20 protein-coding genes and 1 riboswitch are annotated in these 26299 nt (G+C 72.8%); of the genes, 12 read left to right on the plus strand and 8 right to left on the minus strand.

Annotation, left to right across the window (positions count from 1 at the left end; all coding sequences use genetic code 11):
- Positions 1 to 212: 212 nt before the first annotated feature.
- Together ACFY0P_RS01995 and ACFY0P_RS02000 are read left to right on the plus strand one after the other, a co-directional pair.
- Positions 213 to 1505, plus strand: coding sequence for a PspC domain-containing protein (locus ACFY0P_RS01995; RefSeq protein WP_388906221.1), 1293 nt, complete (start codon positions 213 to 215; stop codon positions 1503 to 1505).
- A complete protein-coding gene (locus tag ACFY0P_RS02000) occupies positions 1502 to 2215 on the plus strand; it encodes a response regulator transcription factor (protein ID WP_351491342.1) in 714 nt (237 codons plus the stop codon). The genes ACFY0P_RS01995 and ACFY0P_RS02000 overlap by 4 nt, the downstream gene beginning before the upstream one ends.
- Before the next feature lie 48 nt (positions 2216 to 2263).
- On the opposite strand, the gene ACFY0P_RS02005 is transcribed toward ACFY0P_RS02000, so the two are convergent.
- Positions 2264 to 3322: an NlpC/P60 family protein gene (locus ACFY0P_RS02005; protein ID WP_388906223.1), complete on the minus strand. Its 1059-nt coding sequence runs from the start codon at positions 3320 to 3322 to the stop codon at positions 2264 to 2266.
- Between the two features lie 458 nt (positions 3323 to 3780).
- Here ACFY0P_RS02005 and ACFY0P_RS02010 point away from each other — a divergent pair, with 458 nt between their 5' ends.
- Positions 3781 to 4134 carry a hypothetical protein gene (locus ACFY0P_RS02010; protein WP_388906225.1) on the plus strand — a complete coding sequence of 118 codons (354 nt, stop codon included), beginning with the start codon at positions 3781 to 3783 and terminating at the stop codon, positions 4132 to 4134.
- 3 nt (positions 4135 to 4137) lie between these two features.
- Here ACFY0P_RS02010 and ACFY0P_RS02015 read toward each other — a convergent pair whose 3' ends face one another.
- Positions 4138 to 5106, minus strand: coding sequence for a tellurite resistance/C4-dicarboxylate transporter family protein (locus ACFY0P_RS02015; protein WP_388906228.1), 969 nt, complete (start codon positions 5104 to 5106; stop codon positions 4138 to 4140).
- Positions 5107 to 5383: 277 nt separating this feature from the next.
- Positions 5384 to 6556: an NlpC/P60 family protein gene (locus ACFY0P_RS02020; RefSeq protein ID WP_388906230.1), complete on the minus strand. Its 1173-nt coding sequence runs from the start codon at positions 6554 to 6556 to the stop codon at positions 5384 to 5386.
- A gap of 7 nt (positions 6557 to 6563) precedes the next feature.
- Positions 6564 to 6737, minus strand: a riboswitch (cyclic di-AMP (ydaO/yuaA leader).
- 312 nt (positions 6738 to 7049) lie between these two features.
- Between ACFY0P_RS02020 and pcrA the strand changes: the two genes are divergently transcribed.
- A complete protein-coding gene (gene pcrA, locus ACFY0P_RS02025; protein WP_388906232.1) occupies positions 7050 to 9536 on the plus strand; it encodes a DNA helicase PcrA in 2487 nt (828 codons plus the stop codon).
- A gap of 73 nt (positions 9537 to 9609) precedes the next feature.
- Here pcrA and ACFY0P_RS02030 read toward each other — a convergent pair whose 3' ends face one another.
- Both ACFY0P_RS02030 and ACFY0P_RS02035 read right to left on the minus strand, forming a co-directional pair.
- The gene (locus tag ACFY0P_RS02030; RefSeq protein ID WP_388906234.1) at positions 9610 to 11079 is read right to left on the minus strand and encodes a M23 family metallopeptidase; all 1470 of its coding nucleotides are present in this window, start codon (positions 11077 to 11079) and stop codon (positions 9610 to 9612) included.
- 231 nt (positions 11080 to 11310) lie between these two features.
- Positions 11311 to 12177, minus strand: a complete 867-nt coding sequence (locus ACFY0P_RS02035) for an esterase/lipase family protein (protein ID WP_388906237.1) — start codon at positions 12175 to 12177, stop codon at positions 11311 to 11313.
- 325 nt (positions 12178 to 12502) lie between these two features.
- Between ACFY0P_RS02035 and ACFY0P_RS02040 the strand changes: the two genes are divergently transcribed.
- Complete coding sequence (locus ACFY0P_RS02040; RefSeq protein WP_388906239.1) at positions 12503 to 12919, plus strand: cobalamin B12-binding domain-containing protein; 417 nt, start codon at positions 12503 to 12505, stop codon at positions 12917 to 12919.
- Between the two features lie 143 nt (positions 12920 to 13062).
- Here the strand turns inward: ACFY0P_RS02040 and ACFY0P_RS02045 are convergent, their stop codons facing one another.
- Together ACFY0P_RS02045 and ACFY0P_RS02050 are read right to left on the minus strand one after the other, a co-directional pair.
- A complete protein-coding gene (locus ACFY0P_RS02045; RefSeq protein WP_388906242.1) occupies positions 13063 to 14655 on the minus strand; it encodes a DUF5691 domain-containing protein in 1593 nt (530 codons plus the stop codon).
- A 151-nt stretch (positions 14656 to 14806) separates the two neighbouring features.
- On the minus strand, positions 14807 to 16162 hold the full coding sequence (locus ACFY0P_RS02050) for an SWIM zinc finger family protein (RefSeq protein ID WP_388906244.1): 1356 nt from the start codon (positions 16160 to 16162) through the stop codon (positions 14807 to 14809).
- Positions 16163 to 16294: 132 nt separating this feature from the next.
- Between ACFY0P_RS02050 and ACFY0P_RS02055 the strand changes: the two genes are divergently transcribed.
- The 7 genes from ACFY0P_RS02055 to sucD all read left to right on the plus strand — a co-directional run bounded on the left by ACFY0P_RS02055 (position 16295) and on the right by sucD (position 25237).
- On the plus strand, positions 16295 to 17413 hold the full coding sequence (locus ACFY0P_RS02055; protein WP_388906246.1) for an AAA family ATPase: 1119 nt from the start codon (positions 16295 to 16297) through the stop codon (positions 17411 to 17413).
- Positions 17410 to 19821: a DUF5682 family protein gene (locus tag ACFY0P_RS02060; RefSeq protein ID WP_388906248.1), complete on the plus strand. Its 2412-nt coding sequence runs from the start codon at positions 17410 to 17412 to the stop codon at positions 19819 to 19821. The genes ACFY0P_RS02055 and ACFY0P_RS02060 overlap by 4 nt, the downstream gene beginning before the upstream one ends.
- Positions 19818 to 21011 (plus strand): VWA domain-containing protein, encoded by a 1194-nt coding sequence (locus tag ACFY0P_RS02065; protein WP_388906250.1) that lies wholly within the window; start codon positions 19818 to 19820, stop codon positions 21009 to 21011. Before ACFY0P_RS02060 ends, ACFY0P_RS02065 begins: the two co-directional genes overlap by 4 nt.
- Before the next feature lie 204 nt (positions 21012 to 21215).
- A complete protein-coding gene (locus ACFY0P_RS02070) occupies positions 21216 to 22118 on the plus strand; it encodes a hypothetical protein (RefSeq protein ID WP_388906253.1) in 903 nt (300 codons plus the stop codon).
- A gap of 232 nt (positions 22119 to 22350) precedes the next feature.
- On the plus strand, positions 22351 to 22695 hold the full coding sequence (locus ACFY0P_RS02075; protein WP_388906256.1) for a hypothetical protein: 345 nt from the start codon (positions 22351 to 22353) through the stop codon (positions 22693 to 22695).
- A gap of 451 nt (positions 22696 to 23146) precedes the next feature.
- On the plus strand, positions 23147 to 24325 hold the full coding sequence (gene sucC, locus ACFY0P_RS02080) for an ADP-forming succinate--CoA ligase subunit beta (RefSeq protein WP_388906259.1): 1179 nt from the start codon (positions 23147 to 23149) through the stop codon (positions 24323 to 24325).
- Positions 24326 to 24352: 27 nt separating this feature from the next.
- On the plus strand, positions 24353 to 25237 hold the full coding sequence (sucD, locus tag ACFY0P_RS02085; RefSeq protein ID WP_388906262.1) for a succinate--CoA ligase subunit alpha: 885 nt from the start codon (positions 24353 to 24355) through the stop codon (positions 25235 to 25237).
- Positions 25238 to 25401: 164 nt separating this feature from the next.
- Here sucD and ACFY0P_RS02090 read toward each other — a convergent pair whose 3' ends face one another.
- Positions 25402 to 26244 carry an RNA polymerase sigma factor gene (locus tag ACFY0P_RS02090; protein WP_388906264.1) on the minus strand — a complete coding sequence of 281 codons (843 nt, stop codon included), beginning with the start codon at positions 26242 to 26244 and terminating at the stop codon, positions 25402 to 25404.
- Positions 26245 to 26299 lie beyond the last annotated feature (55 nt).

Here is a 26299-nt window from a genome sequence, read left to right on the forward strand (position 1 = left end):
GAGCTCTGGCCCTGCTGGACCGGCGGCGTGGACCGCGTCTCGGCCCGGTGGAGCGGTGGCGTGGACCGCGTCCCGGCCCGGTGGAGCGACGGCGGGGATCCGGGCGTACGCAGTCGGACCTGAGGAGTCAGCGTGGGGAAATCCGAAGATCAGGGGAGTCTCGGGGGTCGACCCTGATGCTCCGCAACTCCGGGCGTGTGACCATCGATGGCATGCCGGAAGCCGCAGCAGCGCCCCTCGACGACCCGCGGCCGCCGCGCAAGCTCTACCGCAGCAGCGACGGCCGCTGGCTCGGCGGAGTGGCGCGGGGCCTCGCCGGGCATCTCGGCCTGCCTGTCGTCTGGGTGCGGCTCGTCTTCGTCGGCCTGTTCATGGCCAACGGCCTCGGCGCGCTGCTGTACGCCGCGTTCTGGTTCTTCGTGCCGCTCGGGGTCGGCGGGGTCGGCGGACAGAAGCCGCCGTCCCTGGTCGCCACCGAGACCTCGGCGGACGGCCGCCGCAGACTCGTCGCCCGCAAACCGGACCGGGGCCAGATCGTCGCCCTGCTCCTCATGGTCGTCGTGTCCGTGGTGTTCGTGGGCAGTGTCAACCTGACCAGCGGCGCCAAGGCCTATCTCCTTCCCGCGGTGCTGGTCGCCGCCGGTGTCGCCCTGGTCTGGCGGCAGGCGGACAACGCCCGCCGGGCCCGCTGGGTCGAGGTCGGCAGCCGGCGCCGCACGCTCAGCCTGCTGCGCGCGGGCGTCGGCGTCCTGCTCGTCACCGCGGGCGTCTCGGGCGTCTTCGTCATGCAGGGCTCCGCCGCGCACATCGGCGCGGTGCTCCAGGCGGCCCTCGCCGTGCTCGTCGGCATCACGCTGCTCGCCGGTCCGTATCTCGTCCGGATGACCCAGGACCTCTCCGAGGAGCGGCTGATGCGCATCCGCGCCCAGGAGCGCGCCGAGGTCGCCGCCCATGTCCACGACTCCGTGCTGCACACCCTCACCCTGATCCAGCGCAACGCGGAGAACGCGGGCGAGGTGCGCCGCCTCGCCCGCGCCCAGGAGCGCGACCTGCGCACCTGGCTCTACAAGCCCGAGGGCACCGGCAAGGACGAGGCCGACGAACCCGCCACCCTCGCCGACGCGGTCCGGCGCAACGCGGCGGAGGTGGAGGACAAGCACGGCGTGCCCATAGAGGTCGTGGTGGTCGGGGACTGTCCGCTCGACGAGCGGACGGGCGCGCAGATGCAGGCCGCGCGCGAGGCGATGGTCAACGCGGCCAAGTACGGTGGCGAGGGCGGCGCCGTCCAGGTCTACGCCGAGGTCGAGGGCAGGACGGTCTTCGTGTCCGTCCGTGACCGCGGTCCCGGCTTCGACCTCGACTCGATACCCGCCGACCGCATGGGTGTCAGAGAATCGGTCATCGGCCGCATGGAACGTCATGGCGGCACCGCACGGCTGCGGTCCGTGCCGGGCGGCGGCACGGAGGTCGAGCTGGAGATGGAGAGGGCGGAGAAGACGTCATGAGCGACGCGACCGAGGCGAACGGCCCGGCGGAAGGCGCGGAGAAGGCCGGGCGTCGGGTGCGTGTGGTCCTCGTCGACGACCACCGGATGTTCCGGACGGGCGTCCAGGCCGAGATCGGCCAGACCGAGCAGACCGGCGTCGAGGTGGTCGGCGAGGCCGCCGACGTCGACCAGGCGGTCTCGGTGATCACCGCGACCCGGCCCGAGGTGGTCCTCCTGGACGTGCACCTGCCGGGCGGCGGTGGGGTCGAGGTGCTGCGCCGGTGCGCCCCGTTGATGGCGGATGCCGAGCAGCCGGTGCGCTTCCTCGCGCTGTCCGTCTCGGATGCCGCCGAGGACGTGATCGGCGTGATCCGGGGCGGCGCCCGCGGCTACGTCACCAAGACCATCACCGGCACCGATCTGGTCGACTCGATCTTCCGGGTCCAGGAGGGCGACGCCGTCTTCTCGCCGCGGCTCGCCGGGTTCGTCCTGGACGCCTTCGCCTCCACCGACGCCCCGCCGGTCGACGAGGACCTCGACCGTCTCACCCAGCGGGAGCGCGAGGTCCTGCGCCTCATCGCCCGCGGCTACGCCTACAAGGAGATCGCCAAGCAGCTGTTCATCTCCGTCAAGACGGTCGAGTCCCATGTGTCGGCGGTCCTGCGGAAGCTGCAGCTGTCGAACCGGCACGAGCTGACCCGCTGGGCGACCGCGCGCCGCCTGGTCTGAGGCTCGCGCCGGCTGTCCGAGGCTGCCCGGAGGGCCGCGTGCGGCCGCTCAGACGACCCGCGTCGCCCCGGCGAACGGCATCTCGTCGATGGGTGCGATCCGTACCGGAGCCGACGGGTTGGGCGCGTGGATCATCTGGCCGTTGCCGATGTAGATGCCGACGTGGCTGATGCCCGAGTAGAAGAACACCAAGTCGCCCGGCTGGAGTTCGGAGCGGGAGACGCGGCGGCCGGCGTTGATCTGGGCGTAGGTGGTGCGGGGGATGGAGACGCCGGCGGAGCGGTAGGCGGCCTGGGCGAGGCCCGAGCAGTCGAAGGCGTCGGGTCCGGTCGCGCCCCAGACATAGGGGCTGCCGAGCTTCGAGTAGGCGTAGGCGACGGCGGCCGCGGCGCGGGAGTCGGTGGCGGCGACATCGCCGGCGGCCAGGGGGGCGCGGGCGTCCGACGCGGAGCGTGAGGCACGTCCGGTGCCGTCGTCCGCCGCGACCGCCGCCCGCTGCTGCGGTGACAGCCGGTCCAGCAGCTGTCGGGCCTCGCTCAGTTTGCCGTTGATGGCGGTCTTCTCCCGCCTCAGCTCGGCCTGCCGGGACCGCAGCGAGGTGAGCCGGACGTGTGCCGCGCCCCGCAACTGCTCGATCTCCCGCAGCTGTTGCCGTACCCGCGCCACCGCACCGGCCTGCCGGTCGCCGGCCCGCTCGGCGAACGCCGCGTTGTCCAGGTACTGGTCGGGATCGCTGGACAGCGCCAGCTGCCAGGACGGGTCGATGCCGCCGTCGCGGTACTGCGCGGCCGCTATGGAACCGAGCGCGTCCCGGGCGGAGTTGAGCTTCTCCTGCGCACGGGCGGTCTCGTCCTGCAGCGACTTCAGCCGTCGCTGGGCCGTGTCGGCCTTGTCCTTCGCTCCGTCGTACTTCTGGGTGGCCGCCTCGGCCTCCTGGTACAGCTGGTCCACCTTGGCCTTCACCTGCGCCGGTGTCAGTTGCGGCTCGGCGTTTCCGGTCCCTTCGAAGGCCGTCGCGGTGGCCGCGCCCGCCAGGGCGAGGGTGACGGCCGTGCGGGCCGTGTTGCCGCCGAGCGAGCTCTGTCGGGGCTTGCGGTGCGCTGCCACCTGGACTGTCCCGTCCTTTCGTACGACCGCCGTCTCGTCCGTGGGCACGCCAGGGGGAGCGTCCGTACGGCCGCGGGGCAGTGCGGATCACGCGTCCGGCGGCGGCCCGCGCAGGGGGAGCTGGCCGCCGCCGGATCTTCTCGGCGGTGGTGTCCGACTGCCGCCCCTGGCCCGGGCGGCGGTGGGGAGTCGGTCACCTGGGGGAGGACGGTAGGCCCGGGTGTGTCGGCTTGGTAACGCGATGCACGGAATTGGCGGGACCAGATCGTTACCCGACGGTATGTGAACGGGATTCCGGCCCGCAGTCGTCGGCTTCTCGGGGTGGGATGACCGAAGCGGCGGTTCCCGGGCTGGAGGGGGACACGGGGTGCTATGGGGTGCATATATGCGGGGCGGCGGGCGCCGGGGGAGGGGCCGGTGCCCGGTGCCCCGTGCGGCCCTGATTAGGCTCCGGGGCCATGGACGTACTCATCCATCTCTTCGTCGGCCTGCACATCATCGGCATCGCCGCGCTCCTCGGCGGCTTCCTCACCCAGATGAAGGCGATGGGCCAGGGCACGGCACGGTTCGTCCCCGGGATGCTGCACGGCGCGTTCACCATGCTCGCGACCGGCGTGATCCTGGTCGGCCTCAACGAGGCCGACGGCCACCACGTCAACACCGTCAAGATCGGCGTGAAGCTCGCCCTGCTGATCGTGATCCTGGGGCTCGTCTACGTGAAACGGGACGACGAGAAGGTGGAGAAGGGCGCCTTCGGCCTGGTGGGCCTGCTCACGATGGCGAACATCTTCATCGCCGTGCTGTGGACATGACCCTCAGCCGGTCTTCCTGAGAGCGGCCCGGGCGCCCGCCGCCGCGCCGGCCGCGACCGTCAGCCAGGCCGCCACCGTGACCCACACCAGCACCCGCCCCGGCCACTTCGGCCACGCGCCGCCGACGGCGGCTTCGGCCGACAGCGCCGCCGTCGCCGTCATCCCCATCGGGAACACCGTCGACCAGCGGCGCACGTCGTACCGGAGCCGGGGCCACGCCACCTCCGCGGCCAGCAGGACCACGTACCAGGCCAGGCCCAGGATCAGCAGTGCCACCGTCACCACGCGCAGGACGCCCCGGTCGTCGTCGTTCCACAGGTACAGCCGCGCACTGTCGGCGGCCAGCAGCCGCGCCCCGGCCAGCGCCGAGATCGCGAGCGCGCCGCCCGCCACCCACTGGTCACCGGGCCTCTGGGCGATCTGCCGCCACTCGAACCGGGGCACCGCGAGCCCGTACATCGCCAGCCCCAGCCAGAACAGGACCAGCGAGAGGTGTGCGAGCCACGCCGTCGTCAGGGCCGCCGCCAGCGTCGCACCCAGCACGGCCGGCCCCTGCGTGGCCACACAGGCCAGGAACACCGCGCCGGGCATCCGCGGCTTCCAGCGCCGCACGACGAGGATCAGCAGCGGCGGCCACAGCACCACCGACAGCGCCAGCAGGGCCTCGGCGAGGGTCTGCCACCCGAGCGCCGAGAACCGCGTCCCCAGCACCGTCGTCGCCGCCACGGCGGTGAGGGCGCCCGGCGTCCGGGCCTCCTGCGCCCACCGCCGGCGGTCGCGCGCCAGCCGTACGACGAAGTCCGCGGCCAGCGCCGGCCACATCACGCAGGCCACCACCAGCGCCACCCGGGACACGGTCTCCGCGCCCGCCAGGTGCAACCCCACCGACATGGTGCCGGTGGCCATCACGGCGGCCCCGGCCGCCGGCGGACGCTGCGCCCACCAGGCGCGGAGGGGTGAAATGCCGGACATGCTCCTGATGCTAGGGAGAGTCGGCCGTGGTACGAGCGGGGCACGCGCGCGTGCGGCCCGTGAACCGTGCGATCCGCGGTGGAGCGCGAGCGGGTGCGGAGGAGTGGCTGGAGGCGTGCGAGGTCTGGAGGTGCGCCGTGGCCCGCTGGGAGCGGTGGCGCGAGGGGGTGCGGTGGAGCGGCCGCGGGTGCGTGGGGGGAGGCGGGCGCCGTGGCGCGCGAACGCCGGCGAAGGGGAGCGGGAGGGGGCGCCCCACGGGTGATGGGCGCCCCCTTGGTCAGGCCGGGCGGACCACGCTGTGGATGATCGACTCGCCGCCGTAGTAGATCGACTCCTCCCGGACGTAGGCGCCGGGCTTCGGGGCGTGGATCATCATGCCGTTGCCGATGTAGATGCCGACGTGGCTGACGTCGCCGTAGAAGAAGACCAGGTCGCCGGGCTGGGCGTCGGCGAGGGAGACGGTGGTGCCGGCGTTCACCTGGTCGTAGGTGGTGCGCGGCAGGGAGACGCCCGCGGCCTTCCAGGCGGCCTGGGAGAGCCCGGAGCAGTCGCAGGAGCCGGGGCCGGTGGCGCCCCAGACGTACGGCTTGCCGATCTGCGCGCGGGCGAAGGCGATCGCCTTGGCGGCCTTCGTGGCATAGGCGGAGGAGGAACCGCCCGACGTGCCGGAGGAGGAGCTGCCCGACGTGCCGGAGGAGGGGCTGCCCGACGCGGCGGACGACGACGTCTCCTGGTCGGCCGCCGCGGCCTGCTGCTTCGCCAGCTCCGCCGCCTTGCGGTCCGCCGCTTCCTGCTGCTGCTTCTCGATCGCCGCCAGCCGGGCCTTCTCCGCGGCCGTCAGCCGCGACAGCAGCTCCCGCGCGGAGGCCAGTTTCGTCTGCACGGTGGTCTTGGCCGTCTTGAGGTCGTCCTGCGTCTCGGTGAGCGTCTCGAGGCTCCGGGTGGCCTCCTGCCGCTTCTTCATGGTCGCGGACTGCTGCGTGACGTAGTCGTCGACCGCGTCCTTCTGGCGCGAGGTCAGCCGGCTCATCAGCTGGTCCTGGTCGAAGTAGTCCTGGGGACTGTCCGCGAGCAGGAAGGTCGCCGTGTCGGGAACGCTCGCCCCGGTCCGGTACTGGGCCGCGGCGAACGAACCCAGTTCCTCACGCGCCTTGTTCAGCCGGTCCGTGCGCCGGGCGACGTCGTCGAGCAGGGTGTCGACCTGCCTGCGCTGCTTGCCGGTCCTCTCCTCGGCCGCGTTGTACTTCTCGGTGGCCGACTCCGCCTGTCGGTAGAGAGCGTCGACCTTCTTCTCGACCTCCTCCAGGCTCGGCTTGCCGTCCCCGGAGGGCGCGGCCTCGGCCGTCTGGGAGAACAGGGCCATGGAGGTGAGGGCGGCGGTGGCCAGCGCGGGGGTGCGTATGCCTGCCGCGCGTGTTCCTGACGGCCGGGACTTGCGGTGCGACGCCAACGGGGGCGACTCCTTCCAGCGTTCCGCCTACCGAGTTAGCTGTCGGGTTCGGGCGGGTGGTTCGGAAGGGTTGCCCTACGGTCCGGTCCCCGGAGGGAGTCGGGACCGATTCACCCCGGGATCGGTGTGGGTCCCCGGCTCCGGATGCGCTGCGGCGCCCCGGACTCGGCGGAGGCCGTGCGGCCCGGCGACGTTCGCCGGTGGGGGTCGTACGGCCTGCCCGGCACGCTAGCCAACTCGTGTGGCCTCTGTGAAGGTTGATGTGCGATATGCCCGATACATTTTCGTGACCTTGGCGTAGGGGTTTGTTCGGGTGGGGTGGTCTGGGGCGTTATGGGCCACTTGCCCGGGAGGATCGACGGGTTCACGGGATGCGTTCGCGGCTGGATGACGCGCGTCGACCGGCCGTGACGGAGTGGATCTGTTCGGTCACCGGGGCGAGTTTTCGGGGCGGCGACCGGTTGTCGGTGGGGCGCCCTAGACTCGGAGAGCGATGAGCAGCCTCTTTGACGACAGCTTCCTGGCGAGCCTCCAGGCCCCCCGCGGCCATGACGAGGAACCCCCGCCGCCGCCCGAGGACGAGCACGCTCCGGAGCCGGTTCCGGACGATCTGTTCGGCGGGAAGTTCGACGTGCCCCCGGACCGGGACGCCTACTACCGCGACGGCGCCGCCCGCCCCGCCCTGGACCCGGCCGCGCTCCTGGAGGGGCTCAACGAGAACCAGCGGGCGGCCGTCGTGCACGCCGGCTCCCCGCTGCTCATCGTGGCCGGCGCCGGTTCCGGCAAGACGCGCGTACTCACCCACCGCATCGCGCACCTGCTCGGCGCGCGCCAGGTGCACCCGGGCCAGATCCTCGCGATCACCTTCACCAACAAGGCCGCGGGCGAGATGAAGGAACGCGTCGAGCACCTCGTGGGCCCGCGCGCGAACGCGATGTGGGTGATGACCTTCCACAGCGCCTGCGTGCGGATCCTCCGCAGGGAGAGCAAGAAGCTCGGCTTCACCTCCTCCTTCTCGATCTACGACGCGGCCGACTCCAAGCGCCTGATGGCCCTGGTCTGCCGGGACCTGGACCTCGACCCCAAGCGGTTCCCGCCGAAGTCGTTCAGCGCCCAGGTCAGCAACCTCAAGAACGAGCTGGTCGACGAGGAGGACTTCGCCGCCCGGGCGAGCGACGGCTTCGAGAAGACCCTCGCCCAGGCCTACGCCCTCTACCAGTCGCGGCTGCGCGAGGCGAACGCCCTCGACTTCGACGACCTGATCATGACGACGGTCAACCTGCTGCGCGCCTTCCCGGACGTCGCCGAGCACTACCGCCGCCGCTTCCGGCACGTCCTGGTCGACGAGTACCAGGACACCAACCACGCCCAGTACGCGCTCGTGCGCGAGCTGGTCGGCACCGGCGCACACGCCCCGGACACCCCACCCGGCGAGCACGACCTGCCCCCCGCCGAGCTCTGCGTCGTCGGTGACGCCGACCAGTCGATCTACGCCTTCCGGGGCGCGACGATCCGCAACATCCTCCAGTTCGAGGAGGACTACCCGAACGCGACGACGATCCTCCTGGAGCAGAACTACCGCTCCACGCAGACGATCCTGAGCGCCGCCAACGCGGTCATCGAGCGCAACGAGTCCCGCCGCCCGAAGAACCTGTGGACCAACGCGGGCGCGGGCGCGCAGATCACCGGCTACGTGGCCGACACCGAGCACGACGAGGCGCAGTTCGTCGCCGAGGAGATAGACCGTCTCACTGACGCGGGCGAGGCGAAGGCGGGCGATGTCGCCGTCTTCTACCGCACCAACGCGCAGTCCCGTGTCTTCGAGGAGATCTTCATCCGGGTCGGCCTGCCCTACAAGGTCGTCGGCGGCGTCCGCTTCTACGAGCGCAAGGAGGTCCGGGACGTCCTGGCGTACCTGCGGGTGCTGGCCAACCCGGAGGACTCCGTCCCGCTCCGGCGCATCCTCAACGTCCCCAAGCGCGGTATCGGCGACCGTGCGGAGGCGATGATCGACGCCCTCGCCCAGCGCGAGAAGATCAGCTTCCCGCAGGCGCTCAAGCGGGTCGACGAGGCGTACGGCATGGCCGCGCGGTCGACGAACGCGGTCAAGCGGTTCAACACGCTGATGGAGGACCTCCGTACGGTGGTGGAATCCGGCGCCGGACCCGCCACGGTCCTGGAGGCGATCTACGAACGCACCGGGTACCTCGCCGAGTTGCAGAACTCGACGGATCCGCAGGACGAGACCCGCATCGAGAACCTCCAGGAGCTCGCCTCAGTGGCGCTGGAGTTCGAGCAGGAGTCCGGTGAGGGAGAGGAGCCGGCCGGGCTCGCCGACTTCCTGGAGCGGGTGGCCCTGGTCGCCGACTCCGACCAGATCCCCGACGAGGACGAGAACGGCGACGGCGTCATCACGCTGATGACCCTGCACACCGCCAAGGGCCTCGAATTCCCGGTGGTGTTCCTGACCGGCATGGAGGACGGCGTCTTCCCGCACATGCGCGCCCTCGGCCAGACCAAGGAGCTGGAGGAGGAACGGCGCCTCGCCTACGTCGGCATCACGCGCGCGCGGGAACGGCTGTACCTCACGCGGTCGGCGATGCGCAGCGCCTGGGGCCAGCCGTCGTACAACCCGCCCTCGCGCTTCCTGGAGGAGATCCCGGGCGCGTATCTGGAGTGGAAGCGGACCGGGGCGACGGCACCGGTCTCCTCCGGGCCCGCGGCGGGTGTGGCGGCCTCGCTCTCCTCGACCCGCTCGCGCTCCTCGGCGTCCGGCGCGTCCGGCTTCGCCACCCGGCGGACCTCGGAGAAGCCGGTGGTCTCGCTGGCGGTCGGCGACCGCGTCACCCATGACCAGTTCGGCCTCGGCACGGTCGTCGGAGTGAAGGGCACGGGCGGCAACGCGGAGGCGACGATCGATTTCGGCGACGCCAAGCCGAAGCGGCTGCTGCTGCGGTACGCGCCGGTGGAGAAGCTGTAGCGGAGAAGGCGCAGGGGAGAAGGTTGTAGTACCGGGCCCCGCCGCGGCGGGGCCCACCGCCACCGGGGGTGGCTCAGGTCGGGTCGAGCCCGTGGCTGCGCAGCCACGGCAGCGGGTCTATGGCGGCGCCGCCGGCCGGCCTCACCTCGAAGTGCAGGTGCGGGCCGGTCGAGTTGCCGGAGTTCCCGGAGTACGCGATCGGGTCGCCGGCCTTCACCGTCGTCCCGGCGGCGACGCGGTACGACGAGAGGTGGCAGTACCACGTCTCCGTGCCGTCCTTCGCCGTCACGATCATCATGTTGCCGTAGGCGCTGTTCCACTTGGTGGAGACGACGCCGTCGGTCGCGGCCATCACCGTCGTGCCGTAGGAGACGGGGAAGTCGATGCCCGTGTGGACGGACATCCAGTTCACGCCGGCCTGGCCGAAGTAGGCGCTGAGCCCCTTCTGCGTGACCGGAAGCACGTACTTGGGGCGCAGTCGCTCCTTGCGGGCCGCCTCCGCCGCCGCCTTCTTCTTCTCGGTCTCCTGCTGGGTCTTGAGGTCGATGCGCTCCTGCGTCCGGCTGGCCCGGTCGGCGAAGTCGTCGGCTCCTGCCGAGAGCGTCCTCAGCTGGGCGTCCAGCTTGCTGTTGGCGGCGGACGGCTTCACCGACTGCGCGTCGGAGGCGGAGGCCGTGGTGTCCTTGCCGTCGTCGGTCAGGCTGCCGACCGAGGCTGCCGCGATCCCGGCGACCCCCATCACGCACACGGAGGGCACGGCGACGGTCAGCAGCGCGGACCGCTTGGGAGGCGTACGGCGGCGGGAACGCGCCCCCGCGCGGGAGCCGGCGCGAGTCGCCGCGGCGGGTGGGGCCGGGGTGAGCTCTTCCTGGTCCTCCAGCAGTGGCGTTACTGCAGGCAGTTCACCGGTCGCGGCCAGCTCGCCGTCGTCCGGGGAGTCCGCCGCGGACTCCGCGAACTCGTCGTGCCCGCCGTACTCCTCGTACTCGCCGTGCTCGCGGTGGTCCCCCTGCTCCTCGAAGTCCCCGTACTGCTCGTGCTCGGGGGCCTGGGCCGGGGTGCCGTCGGAGTTCCACTGCGTGGCGTCGTACACGCCGGTGTCGAACGCCTGGGTGCCCCACTCCCATTGCTGGGTCGCACCGGCCGTGGAGGACTGGTCGGGCTGCAGCCAGGCGTTCGCGTCCCAGTGACCGCTGGTGTCGGGGGCCGTCCCCTGCGCCGGGACGGTCCACGCGGTGCTGTCGTAGGCGCCGGAGTCGTAGGCGGCGTGATGCTGGGCCGCGTAGGGGTCGTAGTTCAGCGTCTGGCCGCCGGCGGTCTGCCACTGCGTGGTGTCGTACGCGCCGGTGGCCTGGGCCTGACCCGGGAGGCTGCCGAAGAGCGGGTCGCTGTGGAACGAGGTGCCGGTGGCGGCGTGGTCGCCGTACGTGGTGAAGTCGCCGTACTGGGCTTCCTGCGTGCCGTACGGCGCGTAGTGCGCCTGATCGGCGTCGGAAGCCGGGGCCGGGGTGGTCATGGTCCCCGACGGGTGACGGTCGTTCACCAACTTCTCTTTCGCCTCGACAACAGGGGCTGCCAGAGCAGTGCGGCGACTGTACCCGGCGGTATGCGGGCGCGACAATCTTCAACAGGTTTCGCTGTTTCGGGAAACGGGCATTCGGCCGTGTTTCGGGGGACGACGGGCGTGGGTTTGGCCTTTTGTTCGAGGAGTGTTCGAGGTGAGTGGTGCCGCCGGTGGTCCCCGGCGGCACCGAACGGGCCCTCCGGTGCGCCCTCAGGCCACCGTCAGACCGCCCGCGATCCGCTCCTCCGGGTGTGTTTCGTCGAGGGCCTGCCGTATACCGGTCGCGATCGCCGGGTGGACGGGGAGGGCGAGGTGGCCGATCCCGGTCACCCGTACGTTCGTCGCCATGAGGTCCGGGTGGTCGACACGGGCCGTCTCCACCGGTTCCATCAGCGAGTCGAGGTCGCTCCAGAAGCTCACGAACCGGGTACGGCAGCCGGGCGCGGGCCGGGCCAGCTCCTCGATCACCTCCGAACCGGGGCGCATCTGCCGCACGATCGGGTGTGCGTCCGCCAGGGGCGCCACCCGGGTGCCGGAGTGCGGGGTGCCGAGCGTCACCAACGTGCGGACGCGCAGGTCGCCGCCGAGGCGCTGGACGTAGTAGCGCGCGATCAGCCCGCCGAGGCTGTGCCCGACGATGTCGACCCGGCCGCTGCCGGTGCGCTCGCAGATCTCCTCTATGTGCCGGCCGAGCAGTTCGGCGGCGGTACGGATGTCGCAGGTCAGCGGCGAGTAGTTGAGCGACTCGACGCGCTGGCCGCCGTGCTGGGCGAGGGTGCGGCGCAACAGGACGAAGACCGAGCGGTTGTCGATGAAGCCGTGCAGCAGCACGACCGGCGGGGCCGCCCGGACCGGCAGCCGGGCCGTGCCGTCGAGCCCGGCGGACGGTGCGGCCGGTACGGGGGAACGGCGCTCCGGGGTGAGGCCGGTCGGGTAGAGCAGCAGATGCCCGGCCAGGATCGCGGCCTCCAGGGCGGTCGACTTCAGGAGGGCCAGCGACAGGCCGGCGAGCCTGCTGGGCAGGAAGCGGCGGCAGAACGGGAGAAAGGGCTCCAGTAGTACCTCGGTGACCTTCATCGGCCGACCTCCTGTCGGCACGCCGAGGACGGCTCCGTCCCCCGTGTGCCCTCATGGGGATGCCGGGGCGAAGGCGGCGGGGGTGGCAGGGTGCGACGACGTGCCGCGTCGTGTGCCCGTGCGTCCCCGCGGACCACGCTGCGGCTCCCTGACGTGTCCCGCTGTGTGTGATTTCCCCCTCTGTAACCTCCGCGAAACTGCCGGTTGCGGGATGCTGTAGATAACGTTCGTTCACTTGAAGCGGGTGGCGGAACGCGCCAAATGTGCGGTACTTCTCGGTACGCATGGATGTTGGCGTGTTCGTTTCGTGGTCATGGAGGCAGTGATGGGTGTGGCAGCCGGTCCGATCCGTGTGGTGGTGGCCAAACCGGGGCTCGACGGCCACGACCGCGGGGCCAAGGTCATCGCGCGGGCACTGCGCGACGCGGGCATGGAGGTCATCTACACCGGACTCCATCAGACGCCGGAGCAGATCGTCGACACCGCCATCCAGGAGGACGCCGACGCCATCGGCCTCTCCATCCTCTCCGGCGCCCACAACACCCTCTTCGCCGCGGTCATCGACCTCCTCAAGGAGCGTGACGCCGAGGACATCCTGGTCTTCGGCGGCGGGATCATCCCCGAGGACGACATCGCTCCCCTCAAGGAGAAGGGTGTCGCCGCGATCTTCACGCCGGGGGCGACGACGGCGTCGATCGTGGAGTGGGTCCGGGAGAACGTCCGGCAGCCGACCCAGGCGTAGGCCGCGTTCGCGGGGGGCCGACTTCGGGGGTGCGGGGCCGTGTCGGCTGCGGCGCCGTCGTGGCCGGTCGCGCAGTCCTCCCCCAGCCCTCGGCCGGGGGTACCCCCAGCGCCCCTTTGGGGCGCGTTTCGGTGAGCGGTCGTCTAATGGTTCGGTGCGTCCAGCTCCGTGAGCATCGCCGCCCGTAGCCTCAGTGTCGTCACCAGGCGCTGGAACGCCTCCGCCCAGTACCCGCCGGCGCCCGGCGACGCGTCCTCCCGTTCGTCCGGTACGGCAAGGAGCGCGTCCAGCCGGCCGGCTTCCGCGGGATCCAGGCAGCGCTCGGCCAGGCCCATCACCCCGCTGAAGCTCCACGGGTAACTCCCGGCGTCCCGTGCGATGTCGAGGGCGTCCACCACGGACCGGCCGAGGGGTGCGGTCCACGGTACGGCGCACACGCCGAGCAGCTGGAACGCCTCCGACAGACCGTGTGCCGCGATGAAGCCGGCCACCCAGTCGGCCCGCTCCCCGTCCTCCAGCGTGCCCAGCAACTTGGCCCGCTCGGCCAGCGACACCGCCCCCGGACCGCCGGCCTCCGGTGCCGCCGGCGCCCCGAGCAGCGCTCTCGCCCACTCTGCGTCCCGCTGCCGAACGGCGGCCCGGCACCAGGCGGCGTGCAGCTCGTCCTGCCAGCCGTCCGCCACCGGCAGCGCCACGATCTCCTGGGGCGTCCGGCCGCCGAGCCGGGCCGGCCAGCCGGTGAGCGGGGCCGCCTCCACCAACTGCCCCAGCCACCAGGACCGTTCGCCGCGCCCGGTCGGCGGCTTGGCCACGACGCCGTCGCGCTCCATCCCCGGGTCGCACTCCGGCGGGGCCTCGACCGCGATCACGGGCCCGTCCCTGGTGTGGTCGACCGCCACGCACGCCCCGGCCCGCACCGCCATCCGCCCGGCGAGCGCCGAGCCGGGCAGCGCGGACAGCAGCTCCGCCGCCGTCGTCCGCACGTTGCGGCTGCGGTCCGACAGCGCCTGCTCCAGGAACGGCTCGTCCCCGGCGGTCAGTCCCGTGCGCAGCGAGTCGAGGAACATCAGCCGGTCCTCGGCCCGCTCGGTCGCCCAGGTCCCGGACAGCAACTCGCGCGCCGCCTCGGGCGAACGGCTCCGCAGCGCGGCCAGCAGCGCGACCCGCTCGGCGAACAGCCCCTCCTGCCACAGCTGCCGTATCGCCGCGGTGTCCTCGGGGTCGGGCAGGGCCGTGCCGCCGCCCGGGGCCGCGCGCAGCGCGAACCGCCAGTCCTGGTTGAGCCGGGCCAGCCACAGGGCGCGTGGTCCGGCGAAGGCCAGCGCGGCGGGCCGCAGGTCGGTACGGCCCCGGGCCGCGTCCAGCAGCGCGGGCAGCGCCTGCGGGGGCGCGGCGAACCCGCGTGCGTTGGCCGCCGCGAGCCACTGCGGCAGCAGCTCCATCAGGTCGGGCGAGGTGCCCCGGCGGCCGCCGGCCGCGATGCCGGGACGGTCGGACAGCAGCATCGCCAGTCTGCGTGCCGCGGCCGCCGGCAGCACGGGGCGCGGGTCCCCGGGGGCCGGTTCGGGGCGGCGCGCGGCCGGTGCCGGACGCAGCCCGGCCCGCCGCCGTACGGTCGCCACGGCCGCCTCGTCCAGCAGGGCCACCGGAGCCTCCCGGCCCGGTCCGCCGGTCGCAGGCGGACGCCGGTCCGTGCCCAGCAGGGCCGTGGTGACGAGATCCTCCCAAGCGGTCACGGGGTTCCCTTTCCACGAGTTCCGGGAGTTCGAGGAGTTCGGTGAGTTCGAGGAGCTCGGTGAGTTCGAGCGGTTCTGCGTGTTCTGCGTGTTCTGGGAGTCGGTTCGGGTGCGGGGCGGTGGTGCCGGGTCGGTTCGGGTGTCGGGCGGGTCAGCACAGCGGCACCGCCTCGCCCGCTTCCTCCGGCCAGGCCGTCAGCGGGGTGAAACCGCGGTGGCCGCACTCGCCGAAGACCGTGAGCGGGGCACCGCCCGAGAGCGCGACCAGCCGCCACAGCCCCGGCCCGGAACGGGCGCCGGGAGCCAGGGGCAGCGCCGACTCGCCCTCGGCGTCCGCCAGTTGCCAGGAGTCGCCGTCCGGGACCGGCACCACCCGGTCGAGCGTCACCGGCACCGACTCCAGCCACGGGTCGTCGCGCAGCGCCTCCCCGTACCGGGCCGCCGCCTGTGCTGTCGCCAGGCCCGGCGGCCGTATCGACAGGGGCGCGGGTGCGGCGAACCGCTCGCCCAGCGCCGCACGGTGCTGCCCCGCGCCCGGATGGGCGGACAACTCCGCCTCCAGGGCGAGACCGACCGGCAGGGCCAGCTCGGGGACGCGGCCGGCCGCGCCGTAGGAGAGGAGCAGTGCCGTACGGCCCGAGTCGGCGCCGTACAGCCAGATGCGGCGGGTGGTCAGCTTCGCGTCCGCCGTGTCGTACTGGGCGAGGACCAGCCAGCGGTCGCGCACCGGCGGGCCGTCCGCCGGGGCGGGCAGGCCGATACGGGAGCGGACCGTGGCCGCGAGACCCGCCGGGAGCCGGTCACGGCGCAGCCAGCCCTGGTCGAGGAGGTGCAGCAGCGCGCACTCCTCGAGGAGCCGCACCGGCCAGCCCCGTCCGGAGCCCGGTATCGCCCCCAACTCCCGCACCCGCGCGGCCAGTCCGGGAGCCTGGGCGTCGACCATGCGGGCCGCCGTCTCCTCCCACAGCCCGTACCCCGCCTGCTCGGCCGCGGCCAGGCCGCCGCGCAGCAGGTCGGACAGCCGCTGCTCCAGCTCCGTGGCGCCCGCCGTGACCCGCTCGGCCCGCTTCTCCGCCCGGCGCCTGGCCGCCTCGGGATCAGCCGCGGCCGGGGAACTGCCGCCGCCCGCCGCCCGTTTCCCCTCCGCGCGCTCGCGTCTGCCCGCGATCCACTGCTCGGCCCAGTCCGGCGGCTGCTGCGCCGCCGGGACCGAGTCGTCCGCGCCCGCCCAGAGCAGGAGCAGTCCGAGGGCGTGCTTGCAGGGGAACTTCCGGCTCGGGCAACTGCACTTGTAGGCGGGACCCGCCGGGTCGGCGATGTCCACGATCGTCTGGTAGGGCTTGCTGCCGCTGCCCTTGCACAGTCCCCATACCGTCCCCTCCTCGCAACTCCCGGCTCCGGACCACGGCCCCGCCGCTCCGAGCCTGCTTCCCGCTTTGCGTGACGCGGCGTCAGGCGCCAAGGCCAGCACCTGGTCCGCACTCCAGCGCACCCCCTGCTGAGTCATGCCATCGAAGGTAGATCCCGCCACTGACAATCGCCCCGGTGAGCACATTTACGCAGGTCAGAGCGATTGTCAGTGGCGTGGTGCACGGTGGACACCAGATCCGAACCGGCCGAGCTGGAGGGGGCCTCAGCCATGACTGTGTCCGTGGAACCGACCGACCCGACGACCGTCGAGAGCGCGCTGCGACCGCACGCCGAGCACGCCTTCGCCGCCGAACTCGCGGCACTGGCCGCACAGGACGACCGACCGCGCCCGGCCCGCTGGAAGCTGTCGCCGTGGGCGGTCGCCACCTATCTGCTGGGCGGCACACTGCCCGACGGCACGGTGATCACACCGAAGTACGTCGGCCCGCGCCGCATCGTCGAGGTCGCCGTCACCACCCTCGCCACCGACCGCGCCCTGCTCCTGCTCGGCGTGCCCGGCACCGCCAAGACGTGGGTCTCCGAACACCTCGCCGCCGCCGTCAGCGGCGACTCGACCCTCCTTGTCCAGGGCACGGCCGGCACCCCCGAGGAAGCCATCCGCTACGGCTGGAACTACGCACAGCTGCTCGCCCACGGCCCGAGCCGGGACGCCCTCGTGCCCAGCCCCGTCATGCGGGCCATGGCGGAGGGCATGACGGCCAGAGTCGAGGAGCTCACCCGGATCCCCGCCGACGTGCAGGACACGCTGATCACGATCCTGTCCGAGAAGACCCTGCCGATTCCCGAGCTGGGCCAGGAGGTGCAGGCGGTCCGCGGCTTCAACCTGATCGCCACCGCCAACGACCGCGACCGGGGCGTCAACGAGCTCTCCAGCGCTCTGCGCCGCCGCTTCAACACCGTGGTGCTGCCGCTGCCGGAGAGCCCGGACGCCGAGGTCGACATCGTGGCGCGCCGCGTCGACCAGCTCGGCCGCTCCCTGGACCTGCCGGCCGTGCCCGACGGCATCGACGAGATCCGCCGGGTCGTCACCGTCTTCCGCGAGCTGCGCGACGGCGTCACCGCCGACGGCCGCACCAAGATCAAGTCGCCGAGCGGCACGCTCTCCACGGCCGAGGCGATCTCCGTCGTCACGGGCGGCCTCGCCCTGGCGGCCCACTTCGGGGACGGCGTGCTGCGGGCCGGCGACGTCGCCGCAGGCATCCTCGGAGCCGTCGTCCGCGACCCGGCCGCCGACCGGGTCGTCTGGCAGGAGTACCTGGAGACGGTCGTCCGCGAGCGGGACGGCTGGAAGGACTTCTACCGCGCCTGCCGTGAGGTGAGCGCGTGAGCGACGACACGGCGTGGCGGCGGTCGCCCGGCCCCGGGCCGCTGCTGCTGGGGGTACGGCACCACGGGCCCGGCTCCGCGCGGGCGGTGCGGGCCGCGCTGGAGGCAGCCCGGCCGCGGGCGGTGCTGATCGAGGGGCCGCCGGAGGCCGACGCGCTGATCCCGCTGGCCGCCGACCCGGAGATGCGGCCACCGGTCGCGCTCCTCGCGCACGCGGTGGACGAACCCGGCCGCTCGGCGTTCTGGCCGCTGGCGGACTTCAGCCCCGAGTGGGTGGCGCTCCGCTGGGCCCTGGAGCACGAGGTCCCGGCCCGCTTCATCGACCTGCCGGCCACACACACGCTGGCCTGGGAGAGGGCGGAGGGAACCGCGGCCGCGGCTCCCGGCCCCGACGGTGACGGTGCGGATGCCGACCCAGGGGACGCCGACGAGTCCGGCGCCGAGCGGCAGCTCCGTGTCGACCCTCTCGCCGCCCTCGCCGAGGCCGCCGGTTACGACGATCCCGAGCGCTGGTGGGAGGACGTCGTCGAGCACCGGGGCGGGGCCGGGGAGCGGGACGTGTTCGCGCCGTTCGCCGCGGTGGCGGAGGCGATGGGGGCGCTGCGGGAGACGTACGGGGCCGGTGGCCGCGACCGGGATCCCGTACGGGAGGCCCATATGCGGCTCCGGCTGCGCGCCGCACAGCGGGAGTTCGGGGACCAGGTCGCGGTGGTGTGCGGGGCGTGGCACGTGCCGGCGCTGCGCGCGAAGATCACCGTCGCCGCCGACCGGGACCTGCTGAAGGGGCTCCCCAAGGTCAGGACGGACATGACCTGGGTGCCGTGGACGAACCGCCGGCTGGCCCGGACGAGCGGCTACGGCGCGGGCGTCGACTCGCCGGGCTGGTACGGGCATCTGTTCCGCGCCCCGGACCGGCCGGTGGAGCGGTGGCTCACCAAGGTGGCCGGACTGCTCCGCGAGGAGGACCGGATCGTCTCCTCGGCCCATGTCATCGAGGCGGTGCGGCTGGCCGAGACGCTGGCCGTGATGCGCGGCCGCCCGCTGCCCGGCCTCGGCGAGACGACCGACGCGGTGCGGGCGGTGCTCTGCGAGGGCTCGGACGTCCCGCTGGCGCTGGTGCACGACCGGCTGGTGGTCGGGGACGTGCTGGGCGAGGTGCCGGAGGCGGCGCCCGCGGTGCCGTTGCAGCGGGACCTGGCGCGGGAGCAGCGCCGGCTCAGGCTCAAGCCGGAGGCGCTGGAGCGGGAGCTGGAGCTCGACCTGCGCAAGGAGACCGACGCCGCGCGGAGCCGGCTGCTGCACCGGCTGCGGCTGCTCGGAGTCGGCTGGGGCGAGCCCGCGCAGTCCCGGGGCAGCACGGGGACGTTCCGGGAGACCTGGCGGCTGCGCTGGGAGCCGGAGCTGTCGGTGCGGGTGGCCGAGGCCGGGGTATGGGGTACGACCGTCGAGGGCGCCGCGACGGCCAGGGCCGAGGCCGACGCGGAGAACGCGAGCGCCCTGGCCGAGGTCACCGGGCTCGCCGAGCACTGTCTGCTGGCCGGGCTGCCGGACGCGCTGCCGGTGGTGATGCGGGCGCTCGCCGACCGGGCCGCGCTGGACACGGACGTCGGTCATCTCGCCCAGGCCCTGCCGGCCCTGGTCCGCTCCCTGCGCTACGGCGATGTCCGGGGCACCGAGACCGAGGCGCTCGCCGAGGTCGCCGCGGGCCTCGCCGAGCGGGTCTTCGTCGGGCTCCCGCCGGCCTGCGCCGCCCTCGACGCGGACGCGGCCGAGGAGATGCGCGGCCATGTGGACGCGGTGCACACGGCGGTGGGACTGCTCGGGGAGCCGACGGCGACCGGTTCCGGCCACTGGGACCTCCGAATCCGCTGGCGGGCCGTGCTGCGCACGCTGTCCGGGCGGGACACCGTGCCCGGGGTGCTGCGCGGGCGGGCCGCGCGGATCCTGCTGGACGAGGGGGAGCTGGGATCGCAGGAGGCGGCCCGGCTGATGGGGCTGGTGCTCTCGCCCGGGACCCCGCCGGCGGACGCGGCCGCGTGGATCGAGGGGTTCGTCGGCGGGAGCGGCGGCGGGATGCTGCTGGTGCACGACGAGCGGTTGCTCGGCCTGGTCGACGCCTGGCTGACCGGGGTGCCGTCGGAAGCGTTCACGGACGTGCTGCCGCTGCTGAGGCGGACGTTCTCGGTGTACGAGCCGGGGGTGCGCCGGACGATCGGGGAACTGGTGCGCCGCGGGCCGGGGGAGCGGCTCCGGGGTGCGGGGCAGTCGGACGGGACACCGGGGTTCGGCGCCGAGGCGGACGCCGAGCGCGCCGACGCCGTACTGCCGGTGCTGCGCCTGCTGCTCGGCCTCGACGAAGGGGAAGACGCAGAGGAATCGGACAACGACCTTGTGAGGGCGGGGAGATGACCACGGACGTGACGGACACGACGGACGCCGGCACCGAACCCGGTGATCCCGCGCGGGAGCGGCTGCGGCGGTGGCGGCTGGTGCTCGGGGGCGAGTCCGCCGACGGGACCGGGTGCGCGCTGGCGGGGCGGGACGCGGCGATGGACGGGACGCTGGCCGCGCTGTACGGGAAGGGGGACAGAGCGCAGTCGGGGCGGGAGCGCTCGGCGGGGCTGGGGGCGTCGGCGCCGTCGGTGGCGCGCTGGCTCGGGGACATCCGGACGTACTTCCCGTCCTCCGTCGTCCAGGTCATGCAGCGCGACGCCATCGACCGGCTCGGGCTGGCCTCGCTGCTGCTCGAACCGGAGATGCTGGAGGCGGTGGAGGCGGACGTGCACCTGGTCGGCACCCTGCTCTCGCTGAACAAGGCGATGCCGGAGACGACGAAGGAGACGGCACGGGCGGTCGTGCGCAGGGTCGTCGAGGACCTGGAGAAGCGGCTGGCCACCCGCACCCGGGCCACCCTCACCGGCGCCCTCGACCGCAGCGCCCGCGTCAGCCGGCCGCGCCACCACGACATCGACTGGAACCGCACCGTCGCGGCCAACCTCAAGCACTACCTGCCGGAGTACCGGACGGTGGTGCCGGAGCGGCTCGTCGGGTACGGCAGGGCGTCGCAGTCGGTGAAGAAGGAGGTGGTGCTCTGCATCGACCAGTCCGGGTCGATGGCGGCCTCGGTGGTGTACGCCTCGGTGTTCGGAGCGGTGCTGGCGTCCATGCGCTCGATCGACACCCGGCTCGTCGTCTTCGACACCGCGGTGGTCGACCTCACGGACCAGCTGGACGACCCGGTGGACGTCCTGTTCGGCACCCAGCTCGGCGGGGGGACGGACATCAACCGGGCGCTGGCGTACTGCCAGTCGCAGATCACCCGGCCCGCGGAGACCGTCGTCGTCCTCATCAGCGATCTCTACGAGGGCGGGATACGGAACGAGATGCTGAAGCGGGTCGCGGCGATGAAGGCGTCGGGGGTGCAGTTCGTGGCGCTGCTCGCGCTGTCGGACGAGGGCGCGCCGGCGTACGACCGGGAGCACGCGGCCGCGCTCGCGGCGCTGGGGGCACCGGCGTTCGCGTGCACGCCGGACCTCTTCCCCGAGGTGATGGCGGCGGCGATCGAGAAGCGGCCGATCCCGGTGCCGGACACCGTGTGACGCCGTGCCCGAAGGGTGACTTGTCGACTCGGCGATGTCCGGCACCGGCTGTCAAAACGGACATGACTACCCATCGGTAACGGAGGGCTTGCGCAACCGCGGGAGTGCCGTGCAAGGATCGAAGTCTCCACTGGTCTTTCACCGGCCTTCACGCCGTTGAGCCACCTCTGCTCCGTTCCGCCGCACGGGAGGACCCTCCCCGTCTTGACTTCGCCAGCAGTTCTGCCCGGTGCCGCCGCGCGTGTGTTGCGCACGGCGCCGGGACGGCGTGCGCTGCAACTGGCGCTGCTGGTCGGCGGACTGCTCGCGCTCGGCTTCCTCTGCGGACAGCAGGCACAGGCGGCCGAAGGGGCGACGACGTCGTCGAGTCCGTCGCTGACGTCGGTCGTGACCCAGAAGGTGCCGCTGCGGGATGTGGTGACGCCTCGTCGGGTGCCGGGGGCGGCGCGGAAGCCCGTCACCGGGGCCGTGCCGGTGGTGGGCGGCGTCCAGGACGTCGTCCGGTCCGTCACCGGCACGGTGAGTGACACGGTGACCGTGACGGCGGCCGTGACCTCTCCGGTCACCACGGCCCTGACCGAGACGCTCACCGAGACGGTGCGGCAGGTGACGGAGCTGCCCGTCGTGCCGGTGGTGCAGGTGCCGGAACTCCCCGTCGTCTCCGCGCCGCCGGTCGCCCCGGCCCCGGCACCGGTGACGCCGGTGCCCAGCCCCGCGCAGGGGCAGGCGCAGCCGCGGACACCGGTCACGCACGAGGCCGGGCACGAGAAGTCCGGTACGGAAGCCGCGACCGCGGCGGCGACCCCCGCCGTGTCGTACGGGCCGCGCAGCACCGCCGTGACCTTCACGTCCGGCAGGGCGCAGCACACCGGCGGCCACCGTGCCGACCGCGTCGTCGGCGCCCCCGCCCACCCCGCGCCCGCCGGAGACCCGGACGGCGCGCTGGGCAAGTCGGCGGTGGACGGCGCCCCCTCCCGGCACGGTGACGCGCACGCCGTGACCTTCGCCGGCCGGGCGCCGCTGAGGCTCGCGCCCGGTGCCGCCGCGCGTCTCGACGCGGTCGGGACCCGGGACAGGTACCGGGACATCCCCCTCTTCCCCGGCTAGGACCGGCGACCACCTCCCCGCCACAGACCTGTCGCGCGGGGGCGGAACAGGTCTGCCCGCCCGTCCGGGCCCTTGCGGATCCCCCTTCCGGACTCCGTGAGCACGCCTCGGTTCCCCTGCCGAGCGCTTCGGGCGGCGATGTCCCCAGCCGCGCTTCCGGCCTCACCGGAAGCTCTCCCGGCTCCGTGTGCGCATGGGAAACGCGCCGGAGCACCGAAGGACTGACACACGCATGAACGAGTACCTCGGCCGTTCCATGGTCACAGCCGCCGGCGGAAGCTGGGCGTGGGCGTTCGGCCGGCCCGCAGCGGCCGGCGCCGAAGAGCCGCCCGCCGCGCCGGGAGGGCAGCCCGCCGTGTCGAGCCGGGCGGCCCGGATCCGCGGTGCCCAGGCGATCCAGGGCGCCCGTGCGGCCCGCGCCGCGGCGGCCACGGCCAAGGCGCAGGCCACCGCCCGAGCGCACGCCCAGGCCCTCCAGAACCGCGCGGCGACCATGCTCGCGCACACCGCCCCCGGCCACGTGCCCTTCCCCTCGGGCGTCACTCCCATGACCCGGGAGGCCGGCCACGGCGCGTAGGCCCTGGTGACCGGCTTTCCGTGACTCCGTGGGTGGCCCGGTGCGGGCGGCCGAACGCCGTCGGTCCGTCCGGCCGGGATCCCACGGTTCGGGCCGGCCCTCCCCCGTGGGGCGGGGTGCGGCCGCCCGGCCCGAGGACCCGGAAATCCTCGGGGCCTGAGGCCTCACCGGGCCAACCCCAGCCCGGTGAGGCCTCGCACTTCGCACGTGGGACGGCACGCCGTGCCACGAGAACCAGGGATTCCCGGCATCATGTGACAGGTATCACCGCTCAGGTGTGACTCCCGATTTAGAGACCCTCAGCGAGCGGCGATAATCTGCGAGACGGACATGCCGCGCGCTCGGACACCGTGTGCGCACCCCTTGTGACACATTGCGGACGTCACGTTGCCCTTCGCGGCACGCCCACGCATCCAACGAACCGCGAGATCACTGATAGGGACGGAAGCGCGTGGACCTGTTCGAGTACCAGGCGAGGGACCTCTTCGCCAAGCACGATGTACCGGTGCTGGCCGGTGAAGTCATCGACACGCCTGAGGCGGCGCGCGAGATCACCGAGCGACTGGGCGGCAAGTCCGTCGTCAAGGCGCAGGTGAAGGTCGGTGGTCGCGGCAAGGCCGGTGGCGTCAAGCTGGCCGCCTCCGCGGACGAGGCCGTCGCCCGTGCGACGGACATCCTCGGCATGGACATCAAGGGCCACACGGTCCACAAGGTGATGATCGCCGAGACCGCCCCGGAGATCCTCGAGGAGTACTACGTCTCCTTCCTCCTCGACCGTGCCAACCGCACCTTCCTCTCCATCGCCTCCGTCGAGGGCGGCATGGAGATCGAGGAGGTCGCGGCCACCCGGCCCGAGGCCGTCGCCCAGACCCCGATCAACGCGATCGACGGTGTGGACCTGGCCAAGGCCAAGGAGATCGTCGCCGCGGCGAAGTTCCCGGCCGAGGTCGCCGACAAGGTCGCCGACGTGCTGGTCAGGCTGTGGGACACCTTCATCAAGTCGGACGCCCTCCTCGTCGAGGTCAACCCGCTCGCGAAGGTCGCCTCCGGTGACGTCATCGCCCTGGACGGCAAGGTGTCGCTCGACGACAACGCCGAGTTCCGTCACGACTGGGACGAGCTGCACGACAAGGCCGCGGCCAACCCGCTCGAGGCCGCCGCCAAGGAGAAGAACCTCAACTACGTCAAGCTCGACGGCGAGGTCGGCATCATCGGCAACGGCGCGGGTCTCGTCATGAGCACCCTGGACGTCGTCGCCTACGCCGGTGAGAACCACGGTGGCGTCAAGCCCGCCAACTTCCTGGACATCGGCGGTGGCGCCTCCGCCCAGGTCATGGCGAACGGCCTGGAGATCATCCTCGGCGACCCCGACGTCAAGTCGGTCTTCGTCAACGTCTTCGGTGGCATCACCGCCTGCGACGAGGTCGCCAACGGCATCGTGCAGGCCCTGAAGCTCCTGGAGGACCGCGGCGAGGACGTCTCCAAGCCGCTCGTCGTCCGCCTCGACGGCAACAACGCCGAGCTGGGCCGCAAGATCCTCACCGACGCCAACCACCCGCTGGTCCAGCGCGTCGACACCATGGACGGCGCGGCCGACAAGGCCGCCGAGCTGGCAAACGCCGCCAAGTAAGCACTCAGGACGAGGACACAACACACCATGGCTATCTGGCTCAACAAGGACAGCAAGGTCATCGTCCAGGGCATGACGGGCGCCACCGGCATGAAGCACACCAAGCTCATGCTGGGCGACGGCACCAACGTCGTGGGCGGCGTGAACCCGCGCAAGGCGGGGCAGACCGTGGACTTCGACGGCACCGAGGTACCGGTGTTCGGTACGGTCGCCGAGGCCATCGAGAAGACCGGCGCCAACGTCTCCGTCATCTTCGTGCCGGAGAAGTTCACCAAGGACGCGGTCGTCGAGGCCATCGACGCCGAGATCCCGCTGGCCGTCGTGATCACCGAGGGCATCGCCGTGCACGACTCGGCGTCGTTCTGGGCGTACGCCGGCAAGAAGGGCAACAAGACCCGGATCATCGGCCCGAACTGCCCCGGCATCATCTCCGTCGGCCAGTCCAACGTCGGCATCATCCCGGGCGACATCACCAAGCCGGGCCGTATCGGCCTGGTCTCGAAGTCCGGCACGCTGACGTACCAGATGATGTACGAGCTGCGTGACATCGGCTTCTCGACCGCCGTCGGCATCGGTGGCGACCCGATCATCGGCACCACGCACATCGACGCGCTCGCCGCGTTCGAGGCCGACCCCGACACCGACCTGATCGTCATGATCGGTGAGATCGGCGGCGACGCCGAGGAGCGGGCCGCGGACTTCATCGCGAAGAACGTGACCAAGCCGGTCGTCGGCTACGTCGCGGGCTTCACCGCGCCGGAGGGCAAGACCATGGGTCACGCCGGCGCCATCGTCTCCGGTTCGTCGGGCACCGCCCAGGCGAAGAAGGAGGCCCTGGAGGCCGCGGGCGTCAAGGTCGGCAAGACCCCGACCGAGACGGCGAAGCTGGCGCGCGAGATCCTCGCCGGCTGAACAGCCGCGTGACTGTACGCCGGTAGGCCCGTTCCCCGGGTGGGGGCGGGCCTACCGGCGTTTCGCTCACCCGCGCAGCCAGGCCTGCAGGGCGCGGCTGGGCAGCGCCCCGTAGGGGGCGGGGAACTTCGCGATCAGCCCCCACCGGCCCGCAGCCGACCGCGCTACCTCGCCACCGGCACCAGTCTCTCCGGGCCGTTGTAAGCGAGCCTCTGCAGTTTCAGCCGGAGCGCCCGTTCCCCCGCCGACAACGGCCCCAGCCCCACCGCCGCCGGCACCCCGCTGATCGCCTGGGCCGGGCCGATCGGTGCCTCGTAGTGCGTCGGCGCCGTCCGCAGCGTGAGGGTGGTCGCCGCGATGATCGTCGCCGTGAAGGCGAGCGCGGACCGGGTCCAGAAACGGGTCCGCTGTTCGGCGTACGTCCGCACGGTGGGCGGCTGGGCCGCCCGCAGCCGTTCCGTCGAGGCCAGTTCGGCCAGCCGGCGGTGGAGCGCGGCGGGGTCGGCGAGTTCCGGCACCCGGTCGGCGACCAGCCGCCGCGCGCGGGTCAGCCGGCCCGCCGCCGCCGGCGTGCTCGCCTCCGTCTCCGCCGCGGTGTCCGGCAGGTCGAGACCGACGCCGTCGTACAGCAACAGCGTGCGCCGGTACGACGGCGGCAGCGTCAGCAGCGCCTCCAGGAGCGCGCGGTCGGCCGAGTCGGCCGGCGGGGGTTCGGGGTGGCGGTGGCGCAGCCGGAAGCGGTGCCAGGGGGAGAGCGCACACTCGTGCGCCACCGCCCGCACCCAGCCGGCCGGGTCCCGGTCGCAGGCCACTTGCGGCCAGTTCTGCCAGGCGAGTTGGAAGGCCCGCTCGACGGCCTCCTGCGCCAGCTCCCGGCGGCCGGTGAGCAGGTAGGCCTGCCGTACCAGGGCCGGGGCGCAGAACGCGTAGAGCGCGTCGAAGGCCTGAGCGGGCGTCAGAGCGGGGGACGGTCCGGCCTCGTCGGTACGGGCAGGGCTCTGCGGCATCGGGCGCACCTCCCTTCGAAAAAGCACATAAACATATATTGAGCGACACTTCGGC

The sequence above is a fragment of the Streptomyces sp. NPDC001714 genome (assembly GCF_042892755.1).
GTDB lineage: Bacteria > Actinomycetota > Actinomycetes > Streptomycetales > Streptomycetaceae > Streptomyces.